Source organism: Novosphingobium sp. APW14, assembly GCF_032337075.1.
In the GTDB taxonomy this organism is placed as follows: domain Bacteria; phylum Pseudomonadota; class Alphaproteobacteria; order Sphingomonadales; family Sphingomonadaceae; genus Novosphingobium.
This window is the reverse complement of the sequence record NZ_JAVYAB010000001.1, coordinates 114,162-136,073: the sequence shown is the minus strand read 5'-3', so window position 1 is coordinate 136,073 and position 21,912 is coordinate 114,162. Positions and strand designations below refer to the sequence as shown.

The following is a 21,912-nucleotide window of genomic DNA, read 5'->3' as shown; positions in this document are numbered from 1 at the left end:
CGCCGTTAAAGTCGTTCGCCGAAGCGCTGATTGACAGTGCTGGCCCCGGGCTGAAAGTCCGGGGCCAGACTGGGGAGATTCCACCGATGAAGACCGTTGCCCGTACTGCCTCGCGCCTTGCCCTGGCGCTGAGCCTGACCGCCCTGCCCGCCGCAGCCATGGCTGACGAGGCCAAGGAAGCCCCGAAGTGGGACGTTTCCGCCCCGCCGGGCATGAAGGTGCGCGAAGTGCCGATCACGGTCGAGGAAGGCACCTGGATGAACCTCGACGTCAGCCCTGACGGTCAGACCGTCGCCTTTGACCTGCTGGGTGACATCTACACCATGCCGATCACCGGCGGCACGCCGACGCGGATTTCGGAAGGCCTGCCCTATGAAACCCAGCCGCGGTTCTCCCCCGATGGCAAGCGGATCGCATTTACCTCTGATCGCGGCGGCGGCGACAACATCTGGATCATGAACCGCGATGGCAGCGACAAGCGCCAGCTGACAAACGAGAGCTTCCGCCTGCTCAACCAACCAAGCTGGAGCCCCGACGGCCAGTACATCGTCGCCAAGAAGCACTTCACCACGGGCCGTTCGCTCGGCACGGGCGAGGTCTGGATGTATCACGTTTCCGGCGGTGACGGCGTGCTGCTGGTCAAGCGGCCGAACGAGCAGCACCAGAAGGAACTGGGCGAACCGATCTTCGCCCCCGATGGCAAGCACGTCTACTACACCCGCAACACCACGCCGGGTGCAATCTTCGAATATGCGCAGGACAGCAACAACCAGTTGTTCGCGATCGAGCGGTACGACCTGGACAGCGGGAAGATCGAAAGCGTGATCGGTGGCGAAGGCGGTGCGGTCCGCCCGACCCCCTCGCCCGATGGCAAGAAGATCGCCTATGTTCGCCGCGAAGCGACCAAGCCGCGGCTCTATGTTCGTGACCTGACCACTGGCGAAGACCGCAAGGTCTATGACGCGCTCGACATGGACATGCAGGAAACCTGGGCCGTGACCGGCGTTTATCCGAACATGGCCTGGACCCCGGATTCGGGCAGTCTGGTCGTCTGGGCCGGCGGCAAGCTCAACCGGCTTGATCTGGCAACGGGCAAGAGCGCGGTGATCCCGTTCAAGATCTCCGACACCCGCGGCCTGATCGATCCGCCACGTCCAACCGTGGCCGTGGCGCCGGACAGCTTCGAAACCAAGATGCCGCGCGGGGCGAGCGTCTCGCCCGATGGCAAGTCGGTGGTGTTCGAAACGCTGGGCAAGCTTTGGATCAAGCCGATGTCCGGGGGCGAACCGCGTCGCCTAACCAAGGATGATGCTGCGATGGAGGCCTACCCTGCGTGGTCGGCTGACGGCAAAAAGCTGGCCTATGTCCGCTGGACCGATGCGGGCCTGGGCGAAGTGCGGGTTATCGCTTCGAGCGGCGGCAAGTCGACCGCGATCACCCCGGCCGGCCACTATGCCCGCCCGCGCTTCTCACCCGATGGCAAGACCGTGGTCTTCGAGAAGGACCGCGGCGGCTACCTCACCAGCCCGCGCGCCTCGGCCGAACCTGGCGTTTACCGCGTGGCTGCGACTGGCGGCGCGCTGACCCGCATCACTGACAACGGCGGCAACCCGCAGTTCGGCGCCGCCAATGATCGCGTTTTCGTGATGGAAGGCGATGCCAAGGAAAGCCGCCTGGTCAGCCTGGACCTGAACGGTGAAACTCGCCGCGTTCACGCCAAGGGCGAACTGGTCAACGACTACCGCGTCTCGCCCGATGGCAAATTCCTGGCCTTCCGCCAGAACTATCAGGGCTTTGTCACCCCGCTGGTGCCGGGCACGCAGGAGGTCTCGCTGTCACCCAAGGGCGGCGCGCTGCCGGTGGTCAAGATCAGCGCTGACGGGGCCGACTGGATCCACTGGAGCGAAGGCGGCAAGCGGGTGAACTGGTCGCTCGGGCCGACGGTGTTCAGCGCGGCAACCACGGCGCTGTTTGCCGATGCGCCGCTGGCCAAGGGTGCCAAGCCCGCCAAGTTCGACCCGCCCAAGACCGGCGTCTCGCTGTCGATGAAGGTGACGGCCGACAAGCCCAAGGGCACGGTGGCGATCGTCGGCGCGCGCGTGGTGACCATGAAGGGTGTCGATGGCGGCGCGATCGACGATGGCGTGATCCTGATCGAAGGTGACCGGATCAAGGCCGTCGGCAAGCGCGACGAAGTTGCGATCCCGACCGGGACACCAACGCTTGATGCCACCGGCAAGACCGTGATTCCGGGCCTGATCGATGCACACGCCCACGGTCCTTACGGCGTTGACGAAATCACGCCGCAGGCCAACTGGGCCGAGATGATCAACCTCGCGCTGGGCGTAACCACCCGGCACGATCCGTCGAGCAGCGCCCGCTCGGTCTTCCCGGCGCTGGAGATGACCCGCGCCGGCCAGATCATTGGCCCGCGCAGCTTCTCCACGGCTGAGATCGTCTATGGTGCACGGGCAGCGGGCGTTTATGCGCAGATCGACAGCTATGACGATGCGCTGGCCCATGTCCGCCGCCTGAAGGCGCAGGGCGCACACAGCCTGAAGAACTACAACCAGCCGCGCCGCGACCAGCGCCAGCAGGTAACCGCGGCGGCTCTGGCTGAAGGCATGCGTTCGGTGGCTGAAGGCGGCTCGCTGTTTGGCTTCGACATGACCCTGATCGCCGATGGCAACACCACGGTTGAGCACAACCTGCCGCTGGGCGTGTTCTACAACGACGTGCTTCAGTTCTTCAGCCAGTCGAAGACCGGGTACACCCCCACCCTGGTGGTGACCTATGGCGGCCCGGCGGGCGATCCCTATTGGCGTTCGCACACCGATGTTTGGAAGCACCCGCTGCTGCAAAAGCACGAACCGGCTGCGATCCTTGCGGCCAACAATGCGCGGCGGACCATTGCCGCCGATGAAGACTACAAGGACGATGACAGCGCCCGTGAAGCCGCCAAGCTGGCGCGGCTGGGCGTGCCGGTTTCGATCGGTGCGCACGGCCAGGAACCCGGCATCGCCGCGCACTGGGAACTGTGGTCCTTCGTGCGCGGTGGGATGACCCCGGTTGAAGCCCTGCGCGCGGGCACGATCGAATCCGCGCGCAGCCTGGGTTACGATGCCGATGTCGGCAGCCTGGAACCCGGCAAACTGGCAGACCTGGTCGTGCTGGATGCCGACCCGACCAAGGACATCCGCAATTCGGACAAGGTCAGCAAGGTCATGATCGGTGGCCGCCTGCTTGATGCCGCGACGCTCAACGAAGAGCTGACCGGAAACCGCAAGCGTCCCGCCTATTGGTGGGAAGGCAAGGACGGCGGGGCTGGCTATGCCGGACCGGCCGGCGGCGGCGCAACCGCCCATGCGGATCAGGACGACGGATAAATTGGTGGCCTCCCCGCTTGCGGGGAGGCAATCAGCGGTTCAGCTTCCGAAACCATTCCAGCGTGGCAGAGGCACCGCGGCTTTCGGCATTGCGCCAGGACAGTGCGTCCTTGCGCTTGTTGCGTAGCGTGCCGTCCGGCCGGACCACGAACATCGCCGGCGTGCCTTTGAGCTCTTTGACCTTGAAGCGCGCCAGCAGATCAATGTTGCGACCCTTGCCGCGCTGGGGAACGCCGACATCGATGAAGGTGACCGAATAGCCGGGGCCGAATTCGGTTTTGAAGCCGTCCGACGTCAGCACCAGGGCCAGGGCGATGCTATCGTGACACCAGTCCGCCCCGAATACGAGCACGGCGGAGCGACCGGCCTGCGCGGCATCGGTCAGCGCCCGTTCCACATCGGTGCGGGCATCAGCCTTGGGATCATAGAACGACAGCGCTGCGGCGGCCGCGGCCGGCTTTTCAGGCAGGCTCGCCTTGCACCCCGTGTCCGCCGGTGCAGCCTGCACCAGCAGCAAGGGGGCGAAGCAAGCCAGGCTCACGCCCGAGACCTCAAGCCTTGCCGACCACGCTTTCCGGCAGGTCGGTGCCGAACACGCGCTGGTAGTATTCGGCCACCAGCATCCGTTCGGTCTCATCGCACTTGTTCAGGAACGAGAGGCGGAAGGCGAAGCCAGGATCCTTGAAGATCTCGGTATTCTGGGCCCAGGTGATGACCGAGCGCGGGCTCATCACGGTGGAAATGTCGCCACCGATGAAACCCTGGCGGGTCAGGTCGGCAACCTTGACCATCTTGTCCACCGTATCGTCGGGCACGCCGGCAACCTTCTTGAGCACGATCTCGCTCTCCACCGCGGCGGGGAGATAGTTCAGACCGACGACGATGTTCCAGCGGTCCATCTGGCCCTGGTTGATCGCCTGGGTGCCGTGATAAAGGCCCGAGGTATCGCCCAGACCCACAGTGTTGGCCGTGGCGAACAGGCGGAAATTCTTATTCGGGCGGATCACCCGGTTCTGGTCAAGCAGGGTGAGCTTGCCTTCGGTTTCCAGCACGCGCTGGATCACGAACATCACGTCCGGGCGGCCAGCATCGTATTCGTCGAACACCAGCGCCACCGGGTGCTGCAGCGCCCAGGGCAGCAGCCCTTCGCGGAATTCGGTCACCTGCAGGCCATCGCGCAGCACGATCGCATCGCGGCCGATCAGGTCAATCCGGCTGATGTGCGCATCGAGGTTGATGCGGATGCAGGGCCAGTTAAGGCGTGCGGCAACCTGTTCGATGTGGGTCGACTTGCCGGTACCGTGATAGCCCTGGACCATCACGCGGCGGTTGAAGGCAAAGCCTGCCAGGATCGCCAGCGTGGTGTCCGGATCGAAAACATAGCTGTCATCGCGGTCAGGCACGCGTTCATCGGCAACCGAGAAGGCCGGAACCTTCATATCAATATTGATCCCGAACGTCTCGCGCACGTCGAGTTCGATGTCGGGCGCGGGCAGGATGGTGTTGCCGCTGGTGTCGAGCTGGATGTTGGGAATATCGGTCATGACGCCCCATCGCCTATACGGGCGCGCGCAGCGCTGCAATAAGGAATGCGTTGCAATCAGCGACTCAATCGCCGCCATGCTCCACCCCAGGTTCCAGTCGCGCAGATACCAACCGATCCCGCGCTCAGCTTGCCCACTAAGTAGCCGCAGCAGACCTCGATCCATCGATTTGGTCTTGTGCCGCCGCAGATGGGCGCTTTGCTTGACGTGTTTGTGATAAGGAGCCGCATTATGACCTATGTCGACGGATTCGTGATCGCCTGTCCGCGTGCCAATCGGGACAAATTCATTGCTCATGCCCGCGAGGGTGATGCTGTCTTCATCGAAATGGGGGCGCTTCGCGTGGTCGAATGCTGGGGCGACGATGTCCAACCCGGTCACACCACCGACTTTCGCATGGCTGTACAGGCCAAAGAGGATGAGGAAGTCCTCTTCTCGTGGATCGAATGGCCCGACAAGGCCACGCGCGATGCCGCCATGGCGCGGATGACCGAGATGATGAATGATTCGTCCAAGGTGGATCCACGAATGGACCCGGCCAGGAACCCGATGCCGTTCGACGGAAAGCGCCTGATCTTTGGCGGATTCGTGCCTATTGTTGATATGAAGGTCTGAACCGCATGATTGCCCATGAACTCTCGGTCACTCGCCTGATTGCCGCGCCACCAGCAAAGGTCTGGGACGTGCTGACCAACCGCACGAACGAATGGTGGTGCCCCCTGCCCTGGCGTGCCGAGGTGGACTGGGGCGAGCGCCGGGCCGGAGCGGCAATCCACACCACGATGTATGGTCCGCAGGGAGAACTGCACCAACATCCGGGCCTGCTTCTGGCCTGGGATCACGGCAGGCGGATCGCCAGCACCGACGCCATCACCGGCGATCTGGTGCCGAACGCGCCGTTCATGATCGGGATCTGGGAGATTGAACCGGAAGCTGATGGCACCCGCTATACCGCCCGCGCCCGGCATTGGAGCGAGGAAGCGATGACCGAGCACCGCGCCATGGGCTTTGATGAAGGCTGGAGCGCCTGCGCCGATCAGCTCAAGGCTCTGTGCCAGGCTTAGGCGAAAGCAGCGGCCTTGCGCAGCAGCTGATAGGCTTCGACCACTTCCTGCAAGCGCGTTTCAAAGCTGCGGTCGCCGCCGTTGCGGTCTGGGTGATATTTGCGGACCAGCTGCGAATAGCGGCTGCGCAGGTCGCTGCGGCTGGCGTCAAGCGCCAACCCCAGCACATCAAGCGCACGGCGCTCGTCCGGAGTTACCGCCCGGCCATCTTGCCGCTGCGCCGGTTTGCGTGTCCTGGCCCGCCCGCTGATCGCTTCCAACGGATCGCGAAAATCGGCCCAGCGCGGGGCGGCATCGATCCCCGCCGTGGGGGAGAAGGCCCGGGTCTCACGCTCCCAGCCGTGCACCGGGTTCTGGGCGGCGACGATCTCTTCTGGGGTCATTCCGGCGAACCAATCATAACCGGCGTTGAAATCGCGCACGTGATCAAGGCAGAACCAGCGGTAGTCACCGGGGCCATCAAATCCCGGGCGGCGTTCACCGGGTGCGCGGAATTCGCCGGGTTCACCGCACCCCGGCGCCATGCAGCCGCGCTGCGCATTCTGTACCCGGCCATGAAAACGATCGTGCTTCACCGCTTCCACATGGCGATTGTTCGGGTAGAAGGGAAGCCATGAACACCCCCATTGCGACCGAAATCGAGGCTCTGCTCACCGCCGCTTTTGCGCCCACCCACCTTGCCGTGCTGAACGACTCAGCCAAGCATCACGGCCATCTGGGTGATGACGGCTCAGGCGAATCGCACTTTACGGTGGAGATAGAGAGCGCGGCCTTTGCCGGCGTCTCGCGGCTCCAGCGCCAGCGCCTGGTCAATGCCGCGCTCGGCGACATTCCCGGCCAGCGGGTCCACGCGCTGGCGATCAAGGCAAAGGCACCGGGCGAATGACGATCCTGACCACGATCCAGCCGGTGACGCACGACCTTGGCGCCTTCCAGGTGCGCCGCGTGCTCCCTTCACCCCGGCGGGTCATGGTCGGTCCCTTTGTCTTCGTCGACCAGTTCGGACCGGCGATCCTGCCGCCCGGCGTGGCGATGGATGTGCGCCCCCATCCGCATATCGGCATTGCAACGGTGACCTGGCTGTTCGACGGCGCGATCGACCACCGCGACAGCCTGGGCACCTTTGCCACGATCCGGCCCGGGCAGGTCAACCTGATGACTGCCGGACGCGGCATCGTCCATTCCGAACGCGGCCCGGCGGCGGAGCGGGATTTGGCAAAGCCGCTATACGGGATGCAGACCTGGCTTGCCTTGCCCGACGGCAAGGAAGAGATTGATCCGGCATTCGAGGCGCAGACCGGCCTGCCGCTGGTTGAGGACAGCTGCGTATCCGCCCGCGTGATCATGGGCAGCCTGTGGGGCCACACCGCCCCCACCACCCAGCATTCCGAAACAATCTATGCCGAGATCGTGCTCGCTCCCGGCGGTGCAATCCCGGTGGACAGCGTGGCGGAAGAACGCGCGGTGATGCTGGTGGGCGGCGAGGCCAGCATCGATGGCGTGCCGCTGGTACTTTACGAACTGGCCGTGCTCGCGCCAGGCGATGCCATGCGCCTTGCCAGCGAGCGCGGCGGGCGGGTGATGCTGCTTGGCGGCGCGGCGATTGGCAGTCCGCGCCACGTCTGGTGGAACTTCGTTTCCTCCAGCCGCGAACGGATCAACCAGGCCAAGGATGACTGGCGGCAAGGCCGCTTTCCGACGGTGCCGGGCGACGCGGATGAGTTCATCCCGATCCCGCAGGTGCCGCTGACCAACAGCGACAACCGCTGAACCAGAACAACAGGGAGAGAGACATGAGCTTCAAGGGACAGACCGCCTGGATCACCGGCGCTTCATCGGGAATCGGCGCCGCGCTGGCCAAGGCGCTGGCGGCGCAGGGTGCGCGGCTGGTCCTGTCGGGCCGCAAGCTCGATGCGCTTGAAGCGGTGGCCGCCGAATGCGGCGGCGATTGCCTGATCCTGCCATTTGAAACCACCGACATCGCGGCGCTTGCCCCGGCGGTTGAACAGGCCTGGAACTGGTCGGGTGGGATCGACCTGCTGGTCAACAATGCCGGCATTTCCCAGCGCAGCCTGGCGGTTGAAACCGGTTATGCCGTCTACGAGCGGATCATCGACGTTGACCTGCTCGCCCCTATCGCCCTCACGCAAGCGATCCTGCCGCGCATGGTCGCGCGCAAGTCGGGCCGGCTGGCCTATATCTCGTCAATCGCCGGCAAGGTCGGAGTGCCGATGCGCACCGCCTATTGCGCCGCCAAGTTCGGGATCGCGGGCTATGCCGACGCACTGCGCGCCGAAGTCGCGCACCTGGGCCTGCAGGTTCACAACATCTACCCCGGCTCGGTCCGCACCGATGTTTCGCGCAATGCCCTGACAGCGGATGGATCGAAGCGTGGCCTATCCGACAAGGCGATCGACAACGGAATCGATCCGGCCGTCGCCGTGGCCCAGATGATTGACGAAATGCTGGCTGGCGCGCGCGAGATCATCGTGGCCGAAGGCGCGGAAAAGGCGATGGGCGAAGCCCGCCGCACCCCCGATGCGCTGCTGGACCAGATCGGCAGCTTCATGGCCGCCGGCTATGTCGAACGGATGAACGACGGGGCGGAATGATGGATCAAATCCGGGTCACGCTGGCCAATGGGATCGAACTCGACGTGGTGGACACCGGGCCGCGCGATGCGCCGGTGCTGCTCTTCCTGCACGGCTTTCCCGATAGCCACCGCACCTGGCGGCACCAAATTGCGCACCTTTCGGGCCGCTTTCGCTGCATCGCCCCTGATCAGCGCGGCTATCGCGGTTCGTCAAAGCCCAAGGGGGTGGAGTGCTACACGCCCGACAAGCTGATTGGTGACGTGTTCCAACTGGCCGATGCGCTCGGCATCGGGCCATTCACCGTGGTCGGCCATGACTGGGGCGGCGCGATTGCCTGGGGTGTAGCGATCATGGGCCAACTCAATGGCCGCGTAACCCGCGCCGTGGTAATGAATGCGCCGCATCCGGTGATCTTCCCCAAGCTGCTCTACACCAACCGTCAGCAGCGGCAGGCGAGCCAATACTTCCGAGTGTTTCGTGATCCGGCGAGTGACGAACTGGTCGAGCAGTTCGGCCTGGGCGGCGTGCTGCTCAAGGCCTTTGGCGAAGTGCCGGAAAATCCAAAGATGGACCCGGCCGAACGGGCGGCGTTGATGGAGGATTATGCAAACCGCGAAGCCGCGATCGCCATGCTCAACTGGTATCGCGCCAGCCCGATGGACGTGCTCGACATGGACGCGCCCTACGCGCTCCCCGCCGGATACCAGCCACCGGCCTTGCCGAAGTTGACCATCCCAACGCTGGTGGTCTGGGCGATGGAAGACATGGCCCTGCCCGCCGCCAACCTAGACGGGCTGGATGAAGTGATCGCTGACCTGACCTTGATGCAGGTGCCGGGCTGCGGCCATTTCGTGCAGTGGGAAGCGCCTGGCGAGGTCAATGCGGCGCTGGACGCGTTCCTGGCGCGGACCGACCATGGCTGAGCCGCAGCGCGGGGGGATCGGCGCGGCGCTGGCTGCGGCCGAGGCGCAAAGCCGCCGCTCGCTGCTGCGCAATCATGGCGGTGGACACGCGCCGGTTAGCTTCCTGGAGCTGTTCTTTGACCTGGTCTTCGTTTTCGCGATCACCCAGCTTTCGCACTTCCTGAAGGATAACCTGACCTGGCTGGGCTTTGCCCAGGCGCTGGTGCTGTTCCTGGCGGTGTGGTGGGCCTGGATGTACACCACCTGGGCCACCAACTGGGCCGATCCCGAACGGTTCGAGATCCGGGTCATGCTGTTGGCGCTGATGGCGCTGAGCCTGCTGATGGCAGTCGCCCTGCCCTATGGCTTCAGCAAATATGCCTGGCTCTTCGCCGCAAGCTATGTCGCGCTGCAACTGGGGCGGACAGCCTTCATGGCCGTGGTCTTGCACCGCGAACAGCGCGCCAATACCCGCAACATGGTGCGAATTGCGCTATGGTTTTGCTTTTCCGCGCCGTTCTGGCTGATCGGGGTGCTGCGGCCAGAGGAGGAGCGGCTGGCCTGGTGGCTGGTGGCCGTGGTGATCGAATACCTTGGCCCGATCGCGCTGTTCCCGGTCCCGCTGCTGGGGCGATCGAAGGCCTCGGACTGGGACATTTCCGGCAGCCACATGGCCGAACGCTGCGGGCTGTTCATCATCATCGCCCTGGGCGAAGGGATCATCATCACCGGCGCCACCTTTGCCGATGCGGCGATGGTGACTGGCCGCGTGCTCGCCTTCTGCCTCGCGTTCCTGTCCTCGGTACTGATGTGGTGGCTCTATTTCGACCTGGGGCAAAAGCGCGGGTCGGACCATATCAGCGATAATGCCGAGGTCGGCCGCGTCGCGCGTAATGCCTATACCTATCTGCACATGCCGATCGTGCTGGGGATCGTGATCTTCGCCGTGGCCGATGCAAAGCTGCTCGATATGTGGGACCAGCCCGCAGGCGGCAAGCTGGCGCTGGTGATGTGCGGTGGGGCCAACCTGTTCCTCACCGGGCTTGGCCTGTTCAAGCGCTATTCCAACCCGATGGGCAATTTCCCCCTGTCTCACGGGATCGGCAACATGCTGTTCCTCGGCCTCGGGTTCGCGGCATGGCAGGGCGGCCTGACCACGCTGCAGGTCGGCGGCATGGGGGTTGCGGCCTTCGCAGTCGTTTCCGGGTGGGAATGGGTCTCCTACCACGGCGGGTGGAAGGAACGGATCGACGATACGGTCGCCTGGTTCAAGCTTGCCAGTCAATACTAGCGCCGTGCGGGTGAGCGAGGGCCAGCATGACCGGCTCGCCCCCGCCCGGCCAAAACCTGACAACCAGTTCGTGCAGGTGCAGGACCCGGTTTGCTTCCAGCGCAATCCATGCCAGCGGACGCTCGGCCGTTGCCCGCGCCCCAGCCGCTTCCATCGCGGCCATGACCCGCGCCTGCTGCTCCGTTGGCACATATTGCCAGACGATCGAATGCATCAGCACGCGAGTGGTCCCCGCTGCCTGCGGCTTAGTCAGTTCGGCCTCGATGAAATCGGCAGCATTCATCTGCACCAGATTGGGCGGTGACCTGCCCGCCTCGGCAATGGCTGCGGCCATCCGCTCGAACCGCACGGCATGTTCGGGCCAGATAAAGGCCTTAAGCCGCAGCGCCTCGTCGGGATCGGTCAGGTCAACAGGGGCAACATCGCAGCCCTTGGCCGAAACAATCTCTATTGCGTGATCCGGAGGCGGATTGCCTTGCCATTCCGGCTTGAACCGCATCGCACCGGGCTCTGGCCCGACCTGCACTCCGGCCAGATCGTAGTGATAGCGATCCAGCATCAGGTTGATCCCTGCGCTTGAGCCGATTTCGAGGCACGCGAACCGTGGCGCCAGCCCTTGTTCGGCCAGCCACAGCATCGCGGCGATGAAATTGCTGGATCGGCCCGCTTCATTGGTCTGCGGCGGGCCATCCAGCCATGGCATCAGGTCCGCCTCATGCGCCCGGATTGCAGCGGCGACGATGGCGGCATCGTCCACCCCGGCGCGGTCTTCGTAGATCGCCGCCAGATCCGGCTCCACGCCCTTCAGGTGCAACGCATGAATCCCGCCCGCGACCCGCAGCGGCAAGGCATCGGCCAGCGGTGCGCCAGGCCAGACCCGGATCGCATCAAGCAAGCGCCCCGGCTCGCCGCGTTCCAGCAGATCACGCAGGGCGGCAACAACCCGCGCGGTCACGGTTGCCCCGGCCTTGGTGCAATAGGCCACCTGGTTGTCAAAGGCCGCGACGACGATCCCTTCGCCCTTGGCGTTGATATCGATGAACGGATAGCCTTCAGCCATAGCCACTCCTTGCCCTTTCGGCCCGCCCCGCCTAATGCGCGGCGCTATGTCGAACCCGCTAACCTTCGCCGTGCCCAAGGGCCGCATTCTGGACGAGGCGCTGCCCCTGATGGCCCGCGCCGGTGTGGTGCCAGAGGCGGGCTTTCACGACAAGGGCAACCGCGCCCTTTCCTTTGCCTGCGAAGCATCGGACATGCGGGTGATCCGGGTGCGCGCGTTCGATGTGGCCACCTTCGTCGCCCACGGCGCTGCGCAAGTCGGGATCGTCGGTTCAGACGTGGTTGAAGAGTTCGCCTATCCTGACCTTTACGCGCCGGTTGACCTGGCGATCGGCCATTGCCGCCTCTCGGTCGCCGAGCCAGTCGGTCAGGTCGGTGCGCCGCTCAGCAGCCACCTGCGCGTGGCCAGCAAGTATCCCAACCTGACCCGCCGCCACTTCGAACGGATGGGCGTGCAGGCCGAAGTGGTGAAACTGAACGGTGCGATGGAACTGGCCCCGGGCCTTGGCCTGGCCAGCCGGATCGTTGACCTGGTGTCGACCGGGCGAACGCTGAAGGACAACGGGCTGGTCGAGACCAGCACCATCCTGGAGATTTCGGCCCGCCTGATCGTCAACCGCGCCGCGCTCAAGACCGATGCCCGCGTCGGCGCACTGGTCGAGGCCTTTCGCGCCCTGGCTGCTCCGGCGGAGGCAGCCTGATGCTGCGCCTGAACACCCGCGATCCCGGTTTTGACGCCGCCTTTCGCAAGCTGGTGGCTGACCGGCGCGAAAGCGATGAGAATGTCAGCCGCGATGTCCAGATCATCCTTGATGATGTGCGCGCCCGCGGCGATGCCGCTCTGGTCGAACTGACCCGCAAGTTTGACCAGCACGAGCTGGCCGCCGATGCCGACTGGCAGATCGATGCCGCCACTTGCCGCGAGGCGTTCGACAATCTCATGCCTGACCTGCGCGCCGCGCTGGAACTGGCGGCCAAGCGCATCCGCGCCTTCCACGAAGGCCAGAAGCCATCAGACCGCGATGAAACCGACAAGCACGGCGTCCGTATGGGCGCGCGCTGGTCGGCCGTCGACGCGGCCGGGCTCTATGTTCCGGGCGGCCGCGCGGCCTATCCCTCGTCACTGCTGATGAACGCGATTCCGGCCAAGGTTGCCGGGGTTGAGCGGCTGGTGGTCGTAACCCCCAGCCCCAAGGGACAGGTCAACCCGCTGGTCCTCGCCGCCGCGCATCTTGCGGGTGTGGACGAGGTCTGGCGGATCGGCGGCGCCCAGGCCGTGGGCGCGCTGGCCTATGGCACGGCGCGGATCAGGCCGGTCGACGTGATCGTTGGTCCCGGCAATGCCTGGGTGGCTGAAGCCAAGCGCCAGCTTTACGGGGTGGTCGGCATTGATATGGTTGCCGGGCCGAGCGAGATCCTGCTGATCGCCGATGGCCAGAACTCACCCGAATGGACCGCGGCCGACCTGCTGAGCCAGGCCGAGCATGACCCTTCGGCCCAATCGATCCTGATTACCGACGATCCAAGCTTCGCCGATACCGTGGCGGACCGGATCGGGGTTGAGCTGGCCATGCTGCCGACCGCCAAGGTTGCCAGCGAAAGCTGGAATACCCACGGCACGATCATCGAAGTGGCCGACCTGATGGCCGAGGCCCCGGCCCTCGCCAACGCGCTTGCCGCAGAGCATGTCCAGATCGCGACCGACGATCCGCAGGCGCTGTTCAACAAAATCCGCCACGCCGGTTCGGTCTTCCTGGGCCGGATGACTCCCGAAGCCGTGGGCGACTATGTTGCCGGTCCCAACCACGTGCTGCCCACCGGGCGCCGCGCGCGGTTCTCGTCCGGGCTGTCGGTGCTAGATTTCATGAAGCGCACCAGCTTCATCCAGCTTGATGCCAAGGCACTCAATGCCGTTGGCCCCGCCGCGGTGGAGCTGGCCAATGCCGAAGGGTTAACCGCCCACGCGCGCTCGATCGAAGTGAGATTAGGAATATGAGCAATCCCAAAGCCCGCCCTGCAGCCCGCCTTGCCGCGGTACAGGCGTTGTATCAGCACGCGATGGAAGGCACGCCGCAGGCGTCGCTGCTCGACGAGTTCCACCGCCATCGCCTGGGTGCGGAGATCGAAGGGGACCAGTACGCCGCCGCAGAAGTGGTCTTTTTCGATGCAATCGTGACTGGCGTGATCGCGCGGTACGAGGAAATCGACGATCTGCTCGCAGCGCGGCTGGCCGAAGGCTGGAAGCTGGAGCGTCTTGACCGGACCATGCTGCAGATCCTGCGCGCTGGGGCATGGGAGCTCCTGGCTCGACCCGACGTCCCGACCGGCACAGCAATCAGCGAATATGTCGATGTCGCCCACGCCTTCTTCGAAGCGCGCGAGGCCAAGTTCGTCAACGGCGTGCTTGATGCCGTGGCCAAGGATGTGCGCGGCTGAGCCGCGAAGCCGCCTTCATTGCCGCCCTGCGTGGTCTGGCCACGCATCCCGCCGCACGCGGGTTGGCCGACGATTGCGCCGTGCTCGACCTTGGCAGCGAAACGCTGGTCGTGACGCATGACGCCATGGCGGAGGGTATCCATTTCCTGCCCGGGCAGGATCCGGCCGATGTCGCCTGGAAGCTGGTTGCCAGCAACCTGTCAGACCTTGCGGCCAAAGGCGCAGAGCCGCTGGGTGTAATGCTGGGCTACCAGTTCGGCGTGGATGACGCCCGGTTCGTTGAAGGGCTTGGCGAAGCGCTGGCGCACTATGGCGTGCCGCTGCTGGGGGGGGATACGATCGGGGCGGCCGGCGCGCAGGTGTTGGGCCTGACCGCGCTGGGCCGCGCGACCCATCGCCCGGTTCCGGCACGCGGCGGCGCGCAGATTGGCGATGCGCTTTGGATCACCGGCCCGGTTGGCGCAGCGATGCTGGGGTTCGAGGCGCTGGGCGGCAGTACCGGTGCAGATAGCACTGCCTTCCGCCGCCCTTCAGCCCTGCTGGCCGAAGGTCAGGCGCTAGCACCGGCGGTCAGCGCGATGATGGACGTTTCCGACGGACTGCTGCTCGATGCCAGCCGCATGGCCCGTGCCTCTGGCGTGACTTTCGCGATCGACAGTGCTGCCGTGCCTATCGCCGTCCCCGAAATGCGCCGCGCCGATGCGCTGCGTTGGGGCGAGGATTACCAGTTGCTCTTCACCCTCACCGCAGGCGCCCAACCGTCCGTCACGGCATTCCGCATCGGCGTGGCAACAGCTTCAGGCGCGGCACCGATCATACTCGATGGCCGGCCGCTCGATGAGGAAGGCAATCTGGGCTATGAGCACGGCTAAAGCGGGGAAACGTCGACCCCGCGCGCCTTCAGGATCGGCTTGAGCGCGTAATAGGCTGCCTTGGTCCGATGGTTCGGGATGCCAGGGTAGAGGTGATGAACGATGTGGTACTGCATCCCCATCGACAGCACATGGCCAACCCGGCTTTTGAACACATAGGTGTTCTCATACCGCCCCATCCTGCCCTCGCGCGGATGGTGCGGCGCCCACGACAGGAAGAAGCGGATATAGCTGAGGCCGATGTGCCGCGGCAGCCACCAGATCAGCGCGGCTTCGATCGCATAGCCGTTCCAGGCCATGGTGAAGAGCGTGGCCATGAAGATCAGTTGCACGACCATCGTCTCCACCAGTGCACGGCGGGCAATCGGCGTGCCCATCGCGGCCAGGATCCGCTTGTAGTGGTGGATCGAACCATCGACCCCCGGCTGGCGATTGTACCAGGTCTTGTACCAGGCGGCCCATATATTGGGCGCTTCGTCGGTATAGTCCGGGTCCTTTTCAGGATGGTTGCAATGATAGTGATGCTCAAGGTGCATCAGCCGTGCCATCGAAAAGGGGAAAACAATCGGAATGGTCGAGACCGCGCCGACCGCCTCGTTCAGCCAGCGGGTCTTGCTTCCGGGCCGGCCAATGTTCGAATGCATGGCCTCGTGACTGGTGACATAGCCGCCCACGCAGAACACGCAGGACAGAACAAAGGCCAGCGGCAGGTTGAGCATTCCCATGATCGCAAGTGGGAAGAACGAGAGCCAGATCGCAAAGCAGCCGAACGCCGCAACGGCATAGGGCCACATCGCCCCGCCGTGAAACTGGCGGGCAATCGCAATCTCTTCCTTGCGCAGGTCACGGCGGATATAGCGATCATGCCCATCCGGCCCGAGCGCAAATGCAGCGCGATCCCGTTCCGCGATCGCATCGCGCGCGAGAAGTACCTGGTCGGTCACGCCCACCGCCCCCGAACATTGGCGATCAGCCCCCAGCCGCCGCCAATGATCAGGCCAAAAGCGATCCGACTGATGTTGAATGGTGCTGGCACATCCCATTGCACCATCACTTGCGCGATCAGCGGGGCGATGAATCCGATGCCGAAAAAGAAGGGCATCCAGGCGAGCACTTGCTTGAGAACAACAGCCATGGCGTTCACTTCCCACAATCCATCACTCTACGCAATATTGCTTGTTTTCAGCATTTGTGCTAGCCGTAAACATCTGCTTCTAAAGGGTTCAAGCCAGTGCGGGGAAAAGCCGGTCTGAAATGATTGCATGGCCTGAAAACGTCCTATAGCCTCCCCTCAGCCCCGTACTCGCGGGGCTACAACAATCGATAAAAAGGGGGAGCGAACTCGTGGATCTCGTCACGCTCGCAATCATCCTGGGTCTGGTAGCCGTGCTCTACGGCTTCATTACCAGTCGCCAGGTTCTCGGCGCGTCCGCCGGGAATGCCAAGATGCAAGAAATCGCCGCCGCCATTCAGGAAGGGGCCCAAGCCTATCTGAAGCGGCAGTACACCACCATTGCCATTGTCGGCGTTATCGTTGCGCTGATCATTGTCGCCACGCTCGGCACGATTTCGGCAACCGGCTTCGTGATCGGTGCCGTGCTGTCTGGCGTTGCCGGCTTTATCGGGATGAACATCTCGGTCCGGTCGAACGTTCGCACGGCTGCGGCGGCCCAGTCCGGCCTGCAGGCCGGTCTGACCCTGGCCTTCCGCGCCGGGGCGATCACCGGGATGCTGGTTGCAGGCCTCGCGCTGCTCGCGATTGCGGTGTTCTACTACTACCTGACCTCCGTCGCCGGCTACACCGTTGGCGGCGAAGACCGGACAGTGGTTGATGGCCTGGTTGCGCTGGCCTTCGGTGCCTCGCTGATTTCGATCTTTGCCCGTCTGGGCGGCGGAATCTTCACCAAGGCTGCTGACGTCGGCGCTGACCTGGTCGGCAAGGTGGAAGCAGGCATTCCGGAAGACGATCCGCGCAACCCGGCCGTGATCGCTGATAACGTGGGCGATAACGTGGGTGACTGCGCCGGCATGGCTGCCGACCTGTTCGAAACCTATGTCGTCACCGTTGGCGCCACCATGGTGCTTACCGCGCTGCTGCTGAAGGGCCTGGGTGACATGCTCGCCCCGATGATGGCCCTGCCGCTGCTGATCGGCGGCGTCTGCATCGTCACCTCGATCATCGGCACCTACTTCGTCCGCCTGGGTGGCGGCACGAACATCATGGGTGCGATGTACAAGGGCTTCCTGGTCACTGCCGTGCTTTCGATCGGCGCGATCTGGTGGGCGATTTCCTATGCGCTCGGCAGCATGGAAACCGCGATGAGCTATACCATCCTCGACACGACGGTAAGCTTCACCGGCCGCGTGCTATTCTACTGCTCGCTGCTGGGCCTGGTCATCACCGGCCTGATCATCTGGATCACCGAGTACTACACCGGCACGAACTATCGCCCGGTGCGCTCGATCGCCAAGTCGTCGGAAACCGGCCACGGCACCAACGTGATCCAGGGTCTGGCGATCAGCCTTGAATCGACTGCCCTGCCCACGATCGTGATCTGCGCCGGCATCATCATTGCCTACCAGCTCGCTGGCCTGATCGGGATTGCCTATGCGGCAACCGCGATGCTCGCACTGGCCGGGATGGTGGTCGCGCTCGATGCCTATGGCCCGGTGACCGACAATGCCGGCGGCATTGCCGAAATGGCCGGCCTCGACGATTCGGTCCGTGAAAAGACCGACGCGCTCGACGCGGTGGGCAACACCACCAAGGCCGTGACCAAGGGCTATGCCATCGGTTCGGCCGGCCTCGCTGCGCTGGTGCTGTTCGCAGCCTACACCACCGACCTGCGTGAGTTCTTCCCGGACCTGGTTGTCAGCTTCAGTCTGGAGAACCCCTACGTGATCGTCGGCCTGCTGCTCGGCGCGCTGCTCCCGTACCTGTTTGGTGCGATGGGCATGACCGCCGTCGGCCGCGCTGCCGGTGATGTGGTGAAGGACGTTCGCGACCAGTTCGCCAACGACAAGGGCATCATGACCGGCAAGTCCAAGCCGGACTATGCCCGCACGGTCGATCTGGTGACCAAGGCGGCAATCAAGGAAATGATTGTTCCTTCGCTGCTGCCGGTGCTTGTCCCGATCGTGGTCTATTATGTGATCACGGCGGTGGCCGGCCAGGCCAACGGCTTTGCCGCGCTGGGTGCGTTGCTCCTTGGCGTGATCGTCGGCGGCCTGTTCGTCGCGATCTCGATGACCTCGGGCGGTGGGGCCTGGGACAATGCCAAGAAGTACATCGAAGACGGCAACCACGGCGGCAAGGGCTCTGAAGCCCACAAGGCCGCCGTCACGGGTGATACCGTGGGCGATCCCTACAAGGATACCGCGGGTCCGGCCGTAAACCCGATGATCAAGATCACCAATATCGTCGCGCTGCTGCTGCTCGCGGCTTTGGCTGCGGGTCACTGAGTGGGGCCAGCCCACTTACCCACCGCAGGGTGAAAGAAACCCCGTCCGGAGCGATCCGGGCGGGGTTTTCTTCTGGGGAATGGTCCTTTGGCCCATTGCGCAGACCAGCCATCTGGCTAGATTTCTCGGTATCAGCGACCTGTTTCGCTATCCTTGGGAGGTTTCCGAAGTGCTTGCAAAGAACATCCTGGCCGGCGGCACGCTGGCTGCCATCCTTAGCCTGTCCCTGTCCGCTCCGCTCGCGGCTCAGGCTTCGGCGCCGGCGGCTACGGACATCGTGGTCAAGGGTATCAAGGGCCGCGCTCCAACTGAGGTGTTCGGCAAACGCCCCTTCATGCGCAACCCCTCGATCTCGCCCGATGGCACCAAGATCGCCGTGATGATGAGCCGCAACGGGATCGACAATCTGGGCATCATCGATCTGAACAAGCCGGGCAGCCCGCCCAAGTTCTTTGTCCGCGCCGAAGAATTCCGCGAAGCGGGTGACCGCACTGTCAGCGGCTGGTCCTGGGTGGGCAATCGGACGGTGCTGTTCACCCTCGCCTCGCGCGAGATCATCGGCGGCCGGCGGGCCGATCTGCTGCGCTATGTTGCATACGATCTGGAAAGCGGCGCGCTCACGCCGCTGGCCTGGGAAGGCGCATCAGGCAACGGGATCCAGATCCTTTACCGCGATCACGCCAAGGAACGCGTGCTGATGCAGCGCACCTCGTTCCGCAACGAGCAGAACGAATTTCGTCCCGAGGTGATCGACCTTGATGTGCGCACCGGCAAGTTCAGCACGGTGCAGCGGCCCAACGTTTTCGTCAGCCAGTGGATCGCCGATGGCAAGGGCGTCATCCGCGCCGGGATTGGCGGCGATGATGATGGCAAGCAGCGGCTGATGTACCGATCGACCCCGGACGAACCGCTGAAGACCATCGCGAACGAAAAGGACACGACCTACACTGGCACCCAGATCACGCCCGATATCTTCACGCTGGAAGGCGACATCGCCTATGCCACCAGCAACAAGGATGGTTTCCGCAAGGTCTATCGGATCAACATGGCGACGATGGAAATCGTCGGCAAGCCGGTGTTCGAAGTACCGGGCCATGACGTGAGCGGACTGGTCCCGAGCAAGGACAACAACCGGTTGATCGGGGTACGCTATATCACCAACAAGCAGCGTACCCGCTGGTTCGATGGGCGGCTCAACGAAATCCAGAAGTTCTTTGATGAGGACTTCGGCGTGGGCAACGCCCAGATCATGTCGGCCAACGATGACTATACCAAACTGGTGGTGTTTATCGCGAAGCCCTCCGAACCGGGCACCTACTACATTTACGATACCGTCAGCGGCAATCTTGGCATCCTGGGGAACTTCCATCCAGAGCTTCAGGATGCAGACATGAACCCGACCGAGACGATCCGCTACAAGGCATCGGACGGCATGGAGATCCCCGCCGTTGTGACGTATCCGCGCCACCGGCCCAATCGCAGGAACCTGCCGGTTATCGTGATGCCCCACGGCGGCCCCTTCGGCGTGCGTGACGAGGAAGAGTTTGGCTTTTTCCCATGGCACCAGGCGATGGCTGAACTGGGCTATGTCGTTATCCAGCCGAACTATCGTGGCTCGGGCGGTTACGGGAAGCAGTTCGTACTCGAAGGCCGCAAGCCCAACGGTTACGGCCAGCGGATGCAGGACGATCTCAATGACGCGCTGACCTGGTTCGGCCAGACCGGGCTGATCGATCCGAAGCGCGCCTGCATCATGGGCTGGTCCTATGGCGGCTATGCCACGGCCCGGGGCGCGCAGCGCGATCCGAACGTGTGGAAGTGCGCAATCGCCGGAGCCGGGGTCTATGACTTTCCGATGATGAAGGCTTTTGACCAGGGCACTTTCGGCAGCTTTGGCGCGAACTTCCAGGCCACTGCAGACAACCTGGTGGCGATCTCATCGGCCCGCAACACCGATAGTCCATGGTCGCCGATCCTGATCGTCGCGGGCCTGCGCGACGCCCGCATCCCGATCGAGCAGTCGCGGACCCTGGTCTCGCGCCTCAAGGCTTCGGGCAAGCAGGAGGGCGTGGATTTCCGCTATGTCGAGCAACCCAAGGGCACCCATAACCTTCCTTATGAGGAGGTGCATATCGAATGGCTGGTCGAAGCGGAAAAGTGGGCGGACCGCTTCAATCCGGCCTACATCCCCTCTGACAGCGATTATGCCCGCAAGCCGGCGATTGATGCCCGGTTCCAGATGGCGGCAAGCACCGCGGCCAAGGCCGGGAAGTAAGCACCCTGGGGCAGGAACGGCCAGCCAACGCCCGGCTGTTCCTGCCACCGGATATCAACCAGTGCCGTTTAACCGTCCGGCTAAAACCGGATTGACGCGCGTTGGTGGTATCCGCAAAGGGCATGGCATGGACATCCCCGATATCTCGCCCGAACGCCTTGTTTCCGGCCTGGTGCGCCTGCTGACCGTCGAACCCGATGGCGAGGATCACTTCCACGGCCGGCGCAAGAAAGGTGGCATCGGCCGGGTGTTTGGCGGCGAAGTGATCGCCCAGGCGCTCAATGCTGCCCAGGCCACGGTGGGTGAAGACCGTTCCGCTCACTCGCTCCACGCCTATTTCCTGCGCGGCGGCAGCGAAGAGCATCCGAGTGAATATAACGTCGCGCGCGATTTCGATGGCGGTTCGTTCTCCAACCGCCGCGTTGTCGCCAGCCAGCAGGGTCGGCCGATCCTTAACCTGACCGCCTCGTTCCAGAAGCACGAGGATGGGCTTTCGCATCGCGATGCGGAAATGCCAGACGTCCCGCCACCCGAAGAGCTGGAGCCCGAGGCCGACGTGCGCCGCCGTTTCGCCGAGCATGCCCGGCCCGAAGCCCGCCACCACTTCCTCACCCCGCGCCCAGTTGAGATGCGCGCGGTCGAAGGGCGCCACTGGATGAACCCCCAGCCAGCACCGCCGCGCTCGCATTCGTGGTTCAAGACCGTGGCATCGCTGCCAGACGATCCGGCAATCCACCGCGCAGTTCTGGCCTATGCCAGCGACATGACCCTGCTGGGCACCTGCGCCCTGCCCCACGGCCTGTCCTGGGCCCGCGGCGAAGTGATCAGTGCCAGCCTGGACCATGCAGTCTGGTTCCACGATGATTTCCGCTGCGACGAATGGCTGCTCTATGCCACCGACAGCCCGTGGTCGGATCGCGGCCGCGGGTTCAACCGCGGACGGATCTTCACCCGTGACGGACGCCTGGTTGCCAGCGTGGCGCAGGAAGGCATGATCCGGCGTGCTGCGCCGAAAGAATGATACTAA

General features: G+C 64.1%; 21 protein-coding genes. 15 read left to right on the top strand and 6 right to left on the bottom strand.

What is annotated here, in order from left to right:
* Positions 1 to 86 precede the first annotated feature (86 nt).
* A complete protein-coding gene (locus RQP55_RS00700) occupies positions 87 to 3,386 on the top strand; it encodes an amidohydrolase family protein (RefSeq protein ID WP_315608254.1) in 3,300 nt (1,099 codons plus the stop codon).
* A gap of 31 nt (positions 3,387 to 3,417) precedes the next feature.
* On the opposite strand, the gene RQP55_RS00695 is transcribed toward RQP55_RS00700, so the two are convergent.
* Together RQP55_RS00695 and RQP55_RS00690 are read right to left on the bottom strand one after the other, a co-directional pair.
* Entirely contained in the window at positions 3,418 to 3,927 is a 510-nt protein-coding gene (locus RQP55_RS00695; RefSeq protein WP_315608253.1) for a thioredoxin family protein, read from the bottom strand.
* 10 nt (positions 3,928 to 3,937) lie between these two features.
* Entirely contained in the window at positions 3,938 to 4,930 is a 993-nt protein-coding gene (locus tag RQP55_RS00690) for an AAA family ATPase (protein ID WP_315608252.1), read from the bottom strand.
* A gap of 231 nt (positions 4,931 to 5,161) precedes the next feature.
* On the opposite strand from RQP55_RS00690, the gene RQP55_RS00685 reads away from it, so the two are divergent.
* Positions 5,162 to 5,545 (top strand): DUF1428 domain-containing protein, encoded by a 384-nt coding sequence (locus RQP55_RS00685; protein ID WP_315608251.1) that lies wholly within the window; start codon positions 5,162 to 5,164, stop codon positions 5,543 to 5,545.
* Positions 5,546 to 5,550: 5 nt separating this feature from the next.
* Positions 5,551 to 5,994, top strand: a complete 444-nt coding sequence (locus RQP55_RS00680) for an SRPBCC domain-containing protein (RefSeq protein ID WP_315608250.1) — start codon at positions 5,551 to 5,553, stop codon at positions 5,992 to 5,994.
* Here RQP55_RS00680 and RQP55_RS00675 read toward each other — a convergent pair.
* The gene (locus RQP55_RS00675) at positions 5,991 to 6,569 is read right to left on the bottom strand and encodes a J domain-containing protein (protein ID WP_315608249.1); all 579 of its coding nucleotides are present in this window, start codon (positions 6,567 to 6,569) and stop codon (positions 5,991 to 5,993) included. The two genes, RQP55_RS00680 and RQP55_RS00675, sit on opposite strands and share 4 nt — an antisense overlap.
* A gap of 38 nt (positions 6,570 to 6,607) precedes the next feature.
* Between RQP55_RS00675 and RQP55_RS00670 the strand changes: the two genes are divergently transcribed.
* From RQP55_RS00670 to RQP55_RS00650, 5 genes are read left to right on the top strand one after another with little or no spacing between them, the layout of a single operon-like run.
* Positions 6,608 to 6,880 (top strand): BolA family protein, encoded by a 273-nt coding sequence (locus RQP55_RS00670; RefSeq protein ID WP_315608248.1) that lies wholly within the window; start codon positions 6,608 to 6,610, stop codon positions 6,878 to 6,880.
* Positions 6,877 to 7,764: a pirin family protein gene (locus RQP55_RS00665; protein ID WP_315608247.1), complete on the top strand. Its 888-nt coding sequence runs from the start codon at positions 6,877 to 6,879 to the stop codon at positions 7,762 to 7,764. The genes RQP55_RS00670 and RQP55_RS00665 overlap by 4 nt, the downstream gene beginning before the upstream one ends.
* Positions 7,765 to 7,787: 23 nt before the next feature.
* Positions 7,788 to 8,606, top strand: coding sequence for an SDR family NAD(P)-dependent oxidoreductase (locus RQP55_RS00660; protein WP_315608246.1), 819 nt, complete (start codon positions 7,788 to 7,790; stop codon positions 8,604 to 8,606).
* Positions 8,603 to 9,511, top strand: a complete 909-nt coding sequence (locus RQP55_RS00655; RefSeq protein ID WP_315608245.1) for an alpha/beta hydrolase — start codon at positions 8,603 to 8,605, stop codon at positions 9,509 to 9,511. Before RQP55_RS00660 ends, RQP55_RS00655 begins: the two co-directional genes overlap by 4 nt.
* Positions 9,504 to 10,781, top strand: a complete 1,278-nt coding sequence (locus RQP55_RS00650; protein ID WP_315608244.1) for a low temperature requirement protein A — start codon at positions 9,504 to 9,506, stop codon at positions 10,779 to 10,781. The genes RQP55_RS00655 and RQP55_RS00650 overlap by 8 nt, the downstream gene beginning before the upstream one ends.
* On the opposite strand, the gene RQP55_RS00645 is transcribed toward RQP55_RS00650, so the two are convergent.
* Complete coding sequence (locus tag RQP55_RS00645) at positions 10,759 to 11,841, bottom strand: DUF2332 domain-containing protein (protein WP_315608243.1); 1,083 nt, start codon at positions 11,839 to 11,841, stop codon at positions 10,759 to 10,761. The two genes, RQP55_RS00650 and RQP55_RS00645, sit on opposite strands and share 23 nt — an antisense overlap.
* 46 nt (positions 11,842 to 11,887) lie before the next feature.
* Here RQP55_RS00645 and hisG point away from each other — a divergent pair, with 46 nt between their 5' ends.
* The 4 genes from hisG to thiL are packed head-to-tail and all read left to right on the top strand — an operon-like array spanning position 11,888 to position 15,148.
* Positions 11,888 to 12,541 (top strand): ATP phosphoribosyltransferase, encoded by a 654-nt coding sequence (gene hisG, locus RQP55_RS00640; protein ID WP_315608242.1) that lies wholly within the window; start codon positions 11,888 to 11,890, stop codon positions 12,539 to 12,541.
* Positions 12,541 to 13,836, top strand: coding sequence for a histidinol dehydrogenase (hisD, locus tag RQP55_RS00635; RefSeq protein WP_315608241.1), 1,296 nt, complete (start codon positions 12,541 to 12,543; stop codon positions 13,834 to 13,836). The genes hisG and hisD overlap by 1 nt, the downstream gene beginning before the upstream one ends.
* Positions 13,833 to 14,276, top strand: a complete 444-nt coding sequence (gene nusB, locus RQP55_RS00630) for a transcription antitermination factor NusB (RefSeq protein WP_315608240.1) — start codon at positions 13,833 to 13,835, stop codon at positions 14,274 to 14,276. The genes hisD and nusB overlap by 4 nt, the downstream gene beginning before the upstream one ends.
* A complete protein-coding gene (gene thiL / locus RQP55_RS00625) occupies positions 14,273 to 15,148 on the top strand; it encodes a thiamine-phosphate kinase (RefSeq protein WP_315608615.1) in 876 nt (291 codons plus the stop codon). The genes nusB and thiL overlap by 4 nt, the downstream gene beginning before the upstream one ends.
* Here the strand turns inward: thiL and RQP55_RS00620 are convergent.
* On the bottom strand, positions 15,145 to 16,092 hold the full coding sequence (locus RQP55_RS00620) for a fatty acid desaturase (RefSeq protein WP_315608239.1): 948 nt from the start codon (positions 16,090 to 16,092) through the stop codon (positions 15,145 to 15,147). The two genes, thiL and RQP55_RS00620, sit on opposite strands and share 4 nt — an antisense overlap.
* Positions 16,089 to 16,283 (bottom strand): hypothetical protein, encoded by a 195-nt coding sequence (locus tag RQP55_RS00615; protein ID WP_315608238.1) that lies wholly within the window; start codon positions 16,281 to 16,283, stop codon positions 16,089 to 16,091. The genes RQP55_RS00620 and RQP55_RS00615 overlap by 4 nt, the downstream gene beginning before the upstream one ends.
* Positions 16,284 to 16,492: 209 nt before the next feature.
* Between RQP55_RS00615 and RQP55_RS00610 the strand changes: the two genes are divergently transcribed.
* From RQP55_RS00610 to RQP55_RS00600, 3 genes are all read left to right on the top strand, one after another.
* Entirely contained in the window at positions 16,493 to 18,610 is a 2,118-nt protein-coding gene (locus tag RQP55_RS00610) for a sodium-translocating pyrophosphatase (protein ID WP_315608237.1), read from the top strand.
* 169 nt (positions 18,611 to 18,779) lie between these two features.
* Positions 18,780 to 20,885 (top strand): prolyl oligopeptidase family serine peptidase, encoded by a 2,106-nt coding sequence (locus tag RQP55_RS00605; RefSeq protein ID WP_315608236.1) that lies wholly within the window; start codon positions 18,780 to 18,782, stop codon positions 20,883 to 20,885.
* Between the two features lie 127 nt (positions 20,886 to 21,012).
* A complete protein-coding gene (locus tag RQP55_RS00600; protein ID WP_315608235.1) occupies positions 21,013 to 21,906 on the top strand; it encodes an acyl-CoA thioesterase II in 894 nt (297 codons plus the stop codon).
* The last annotated feature ends 6 nt before the right edge of the window (positions 21,907 to 21,912 follow it).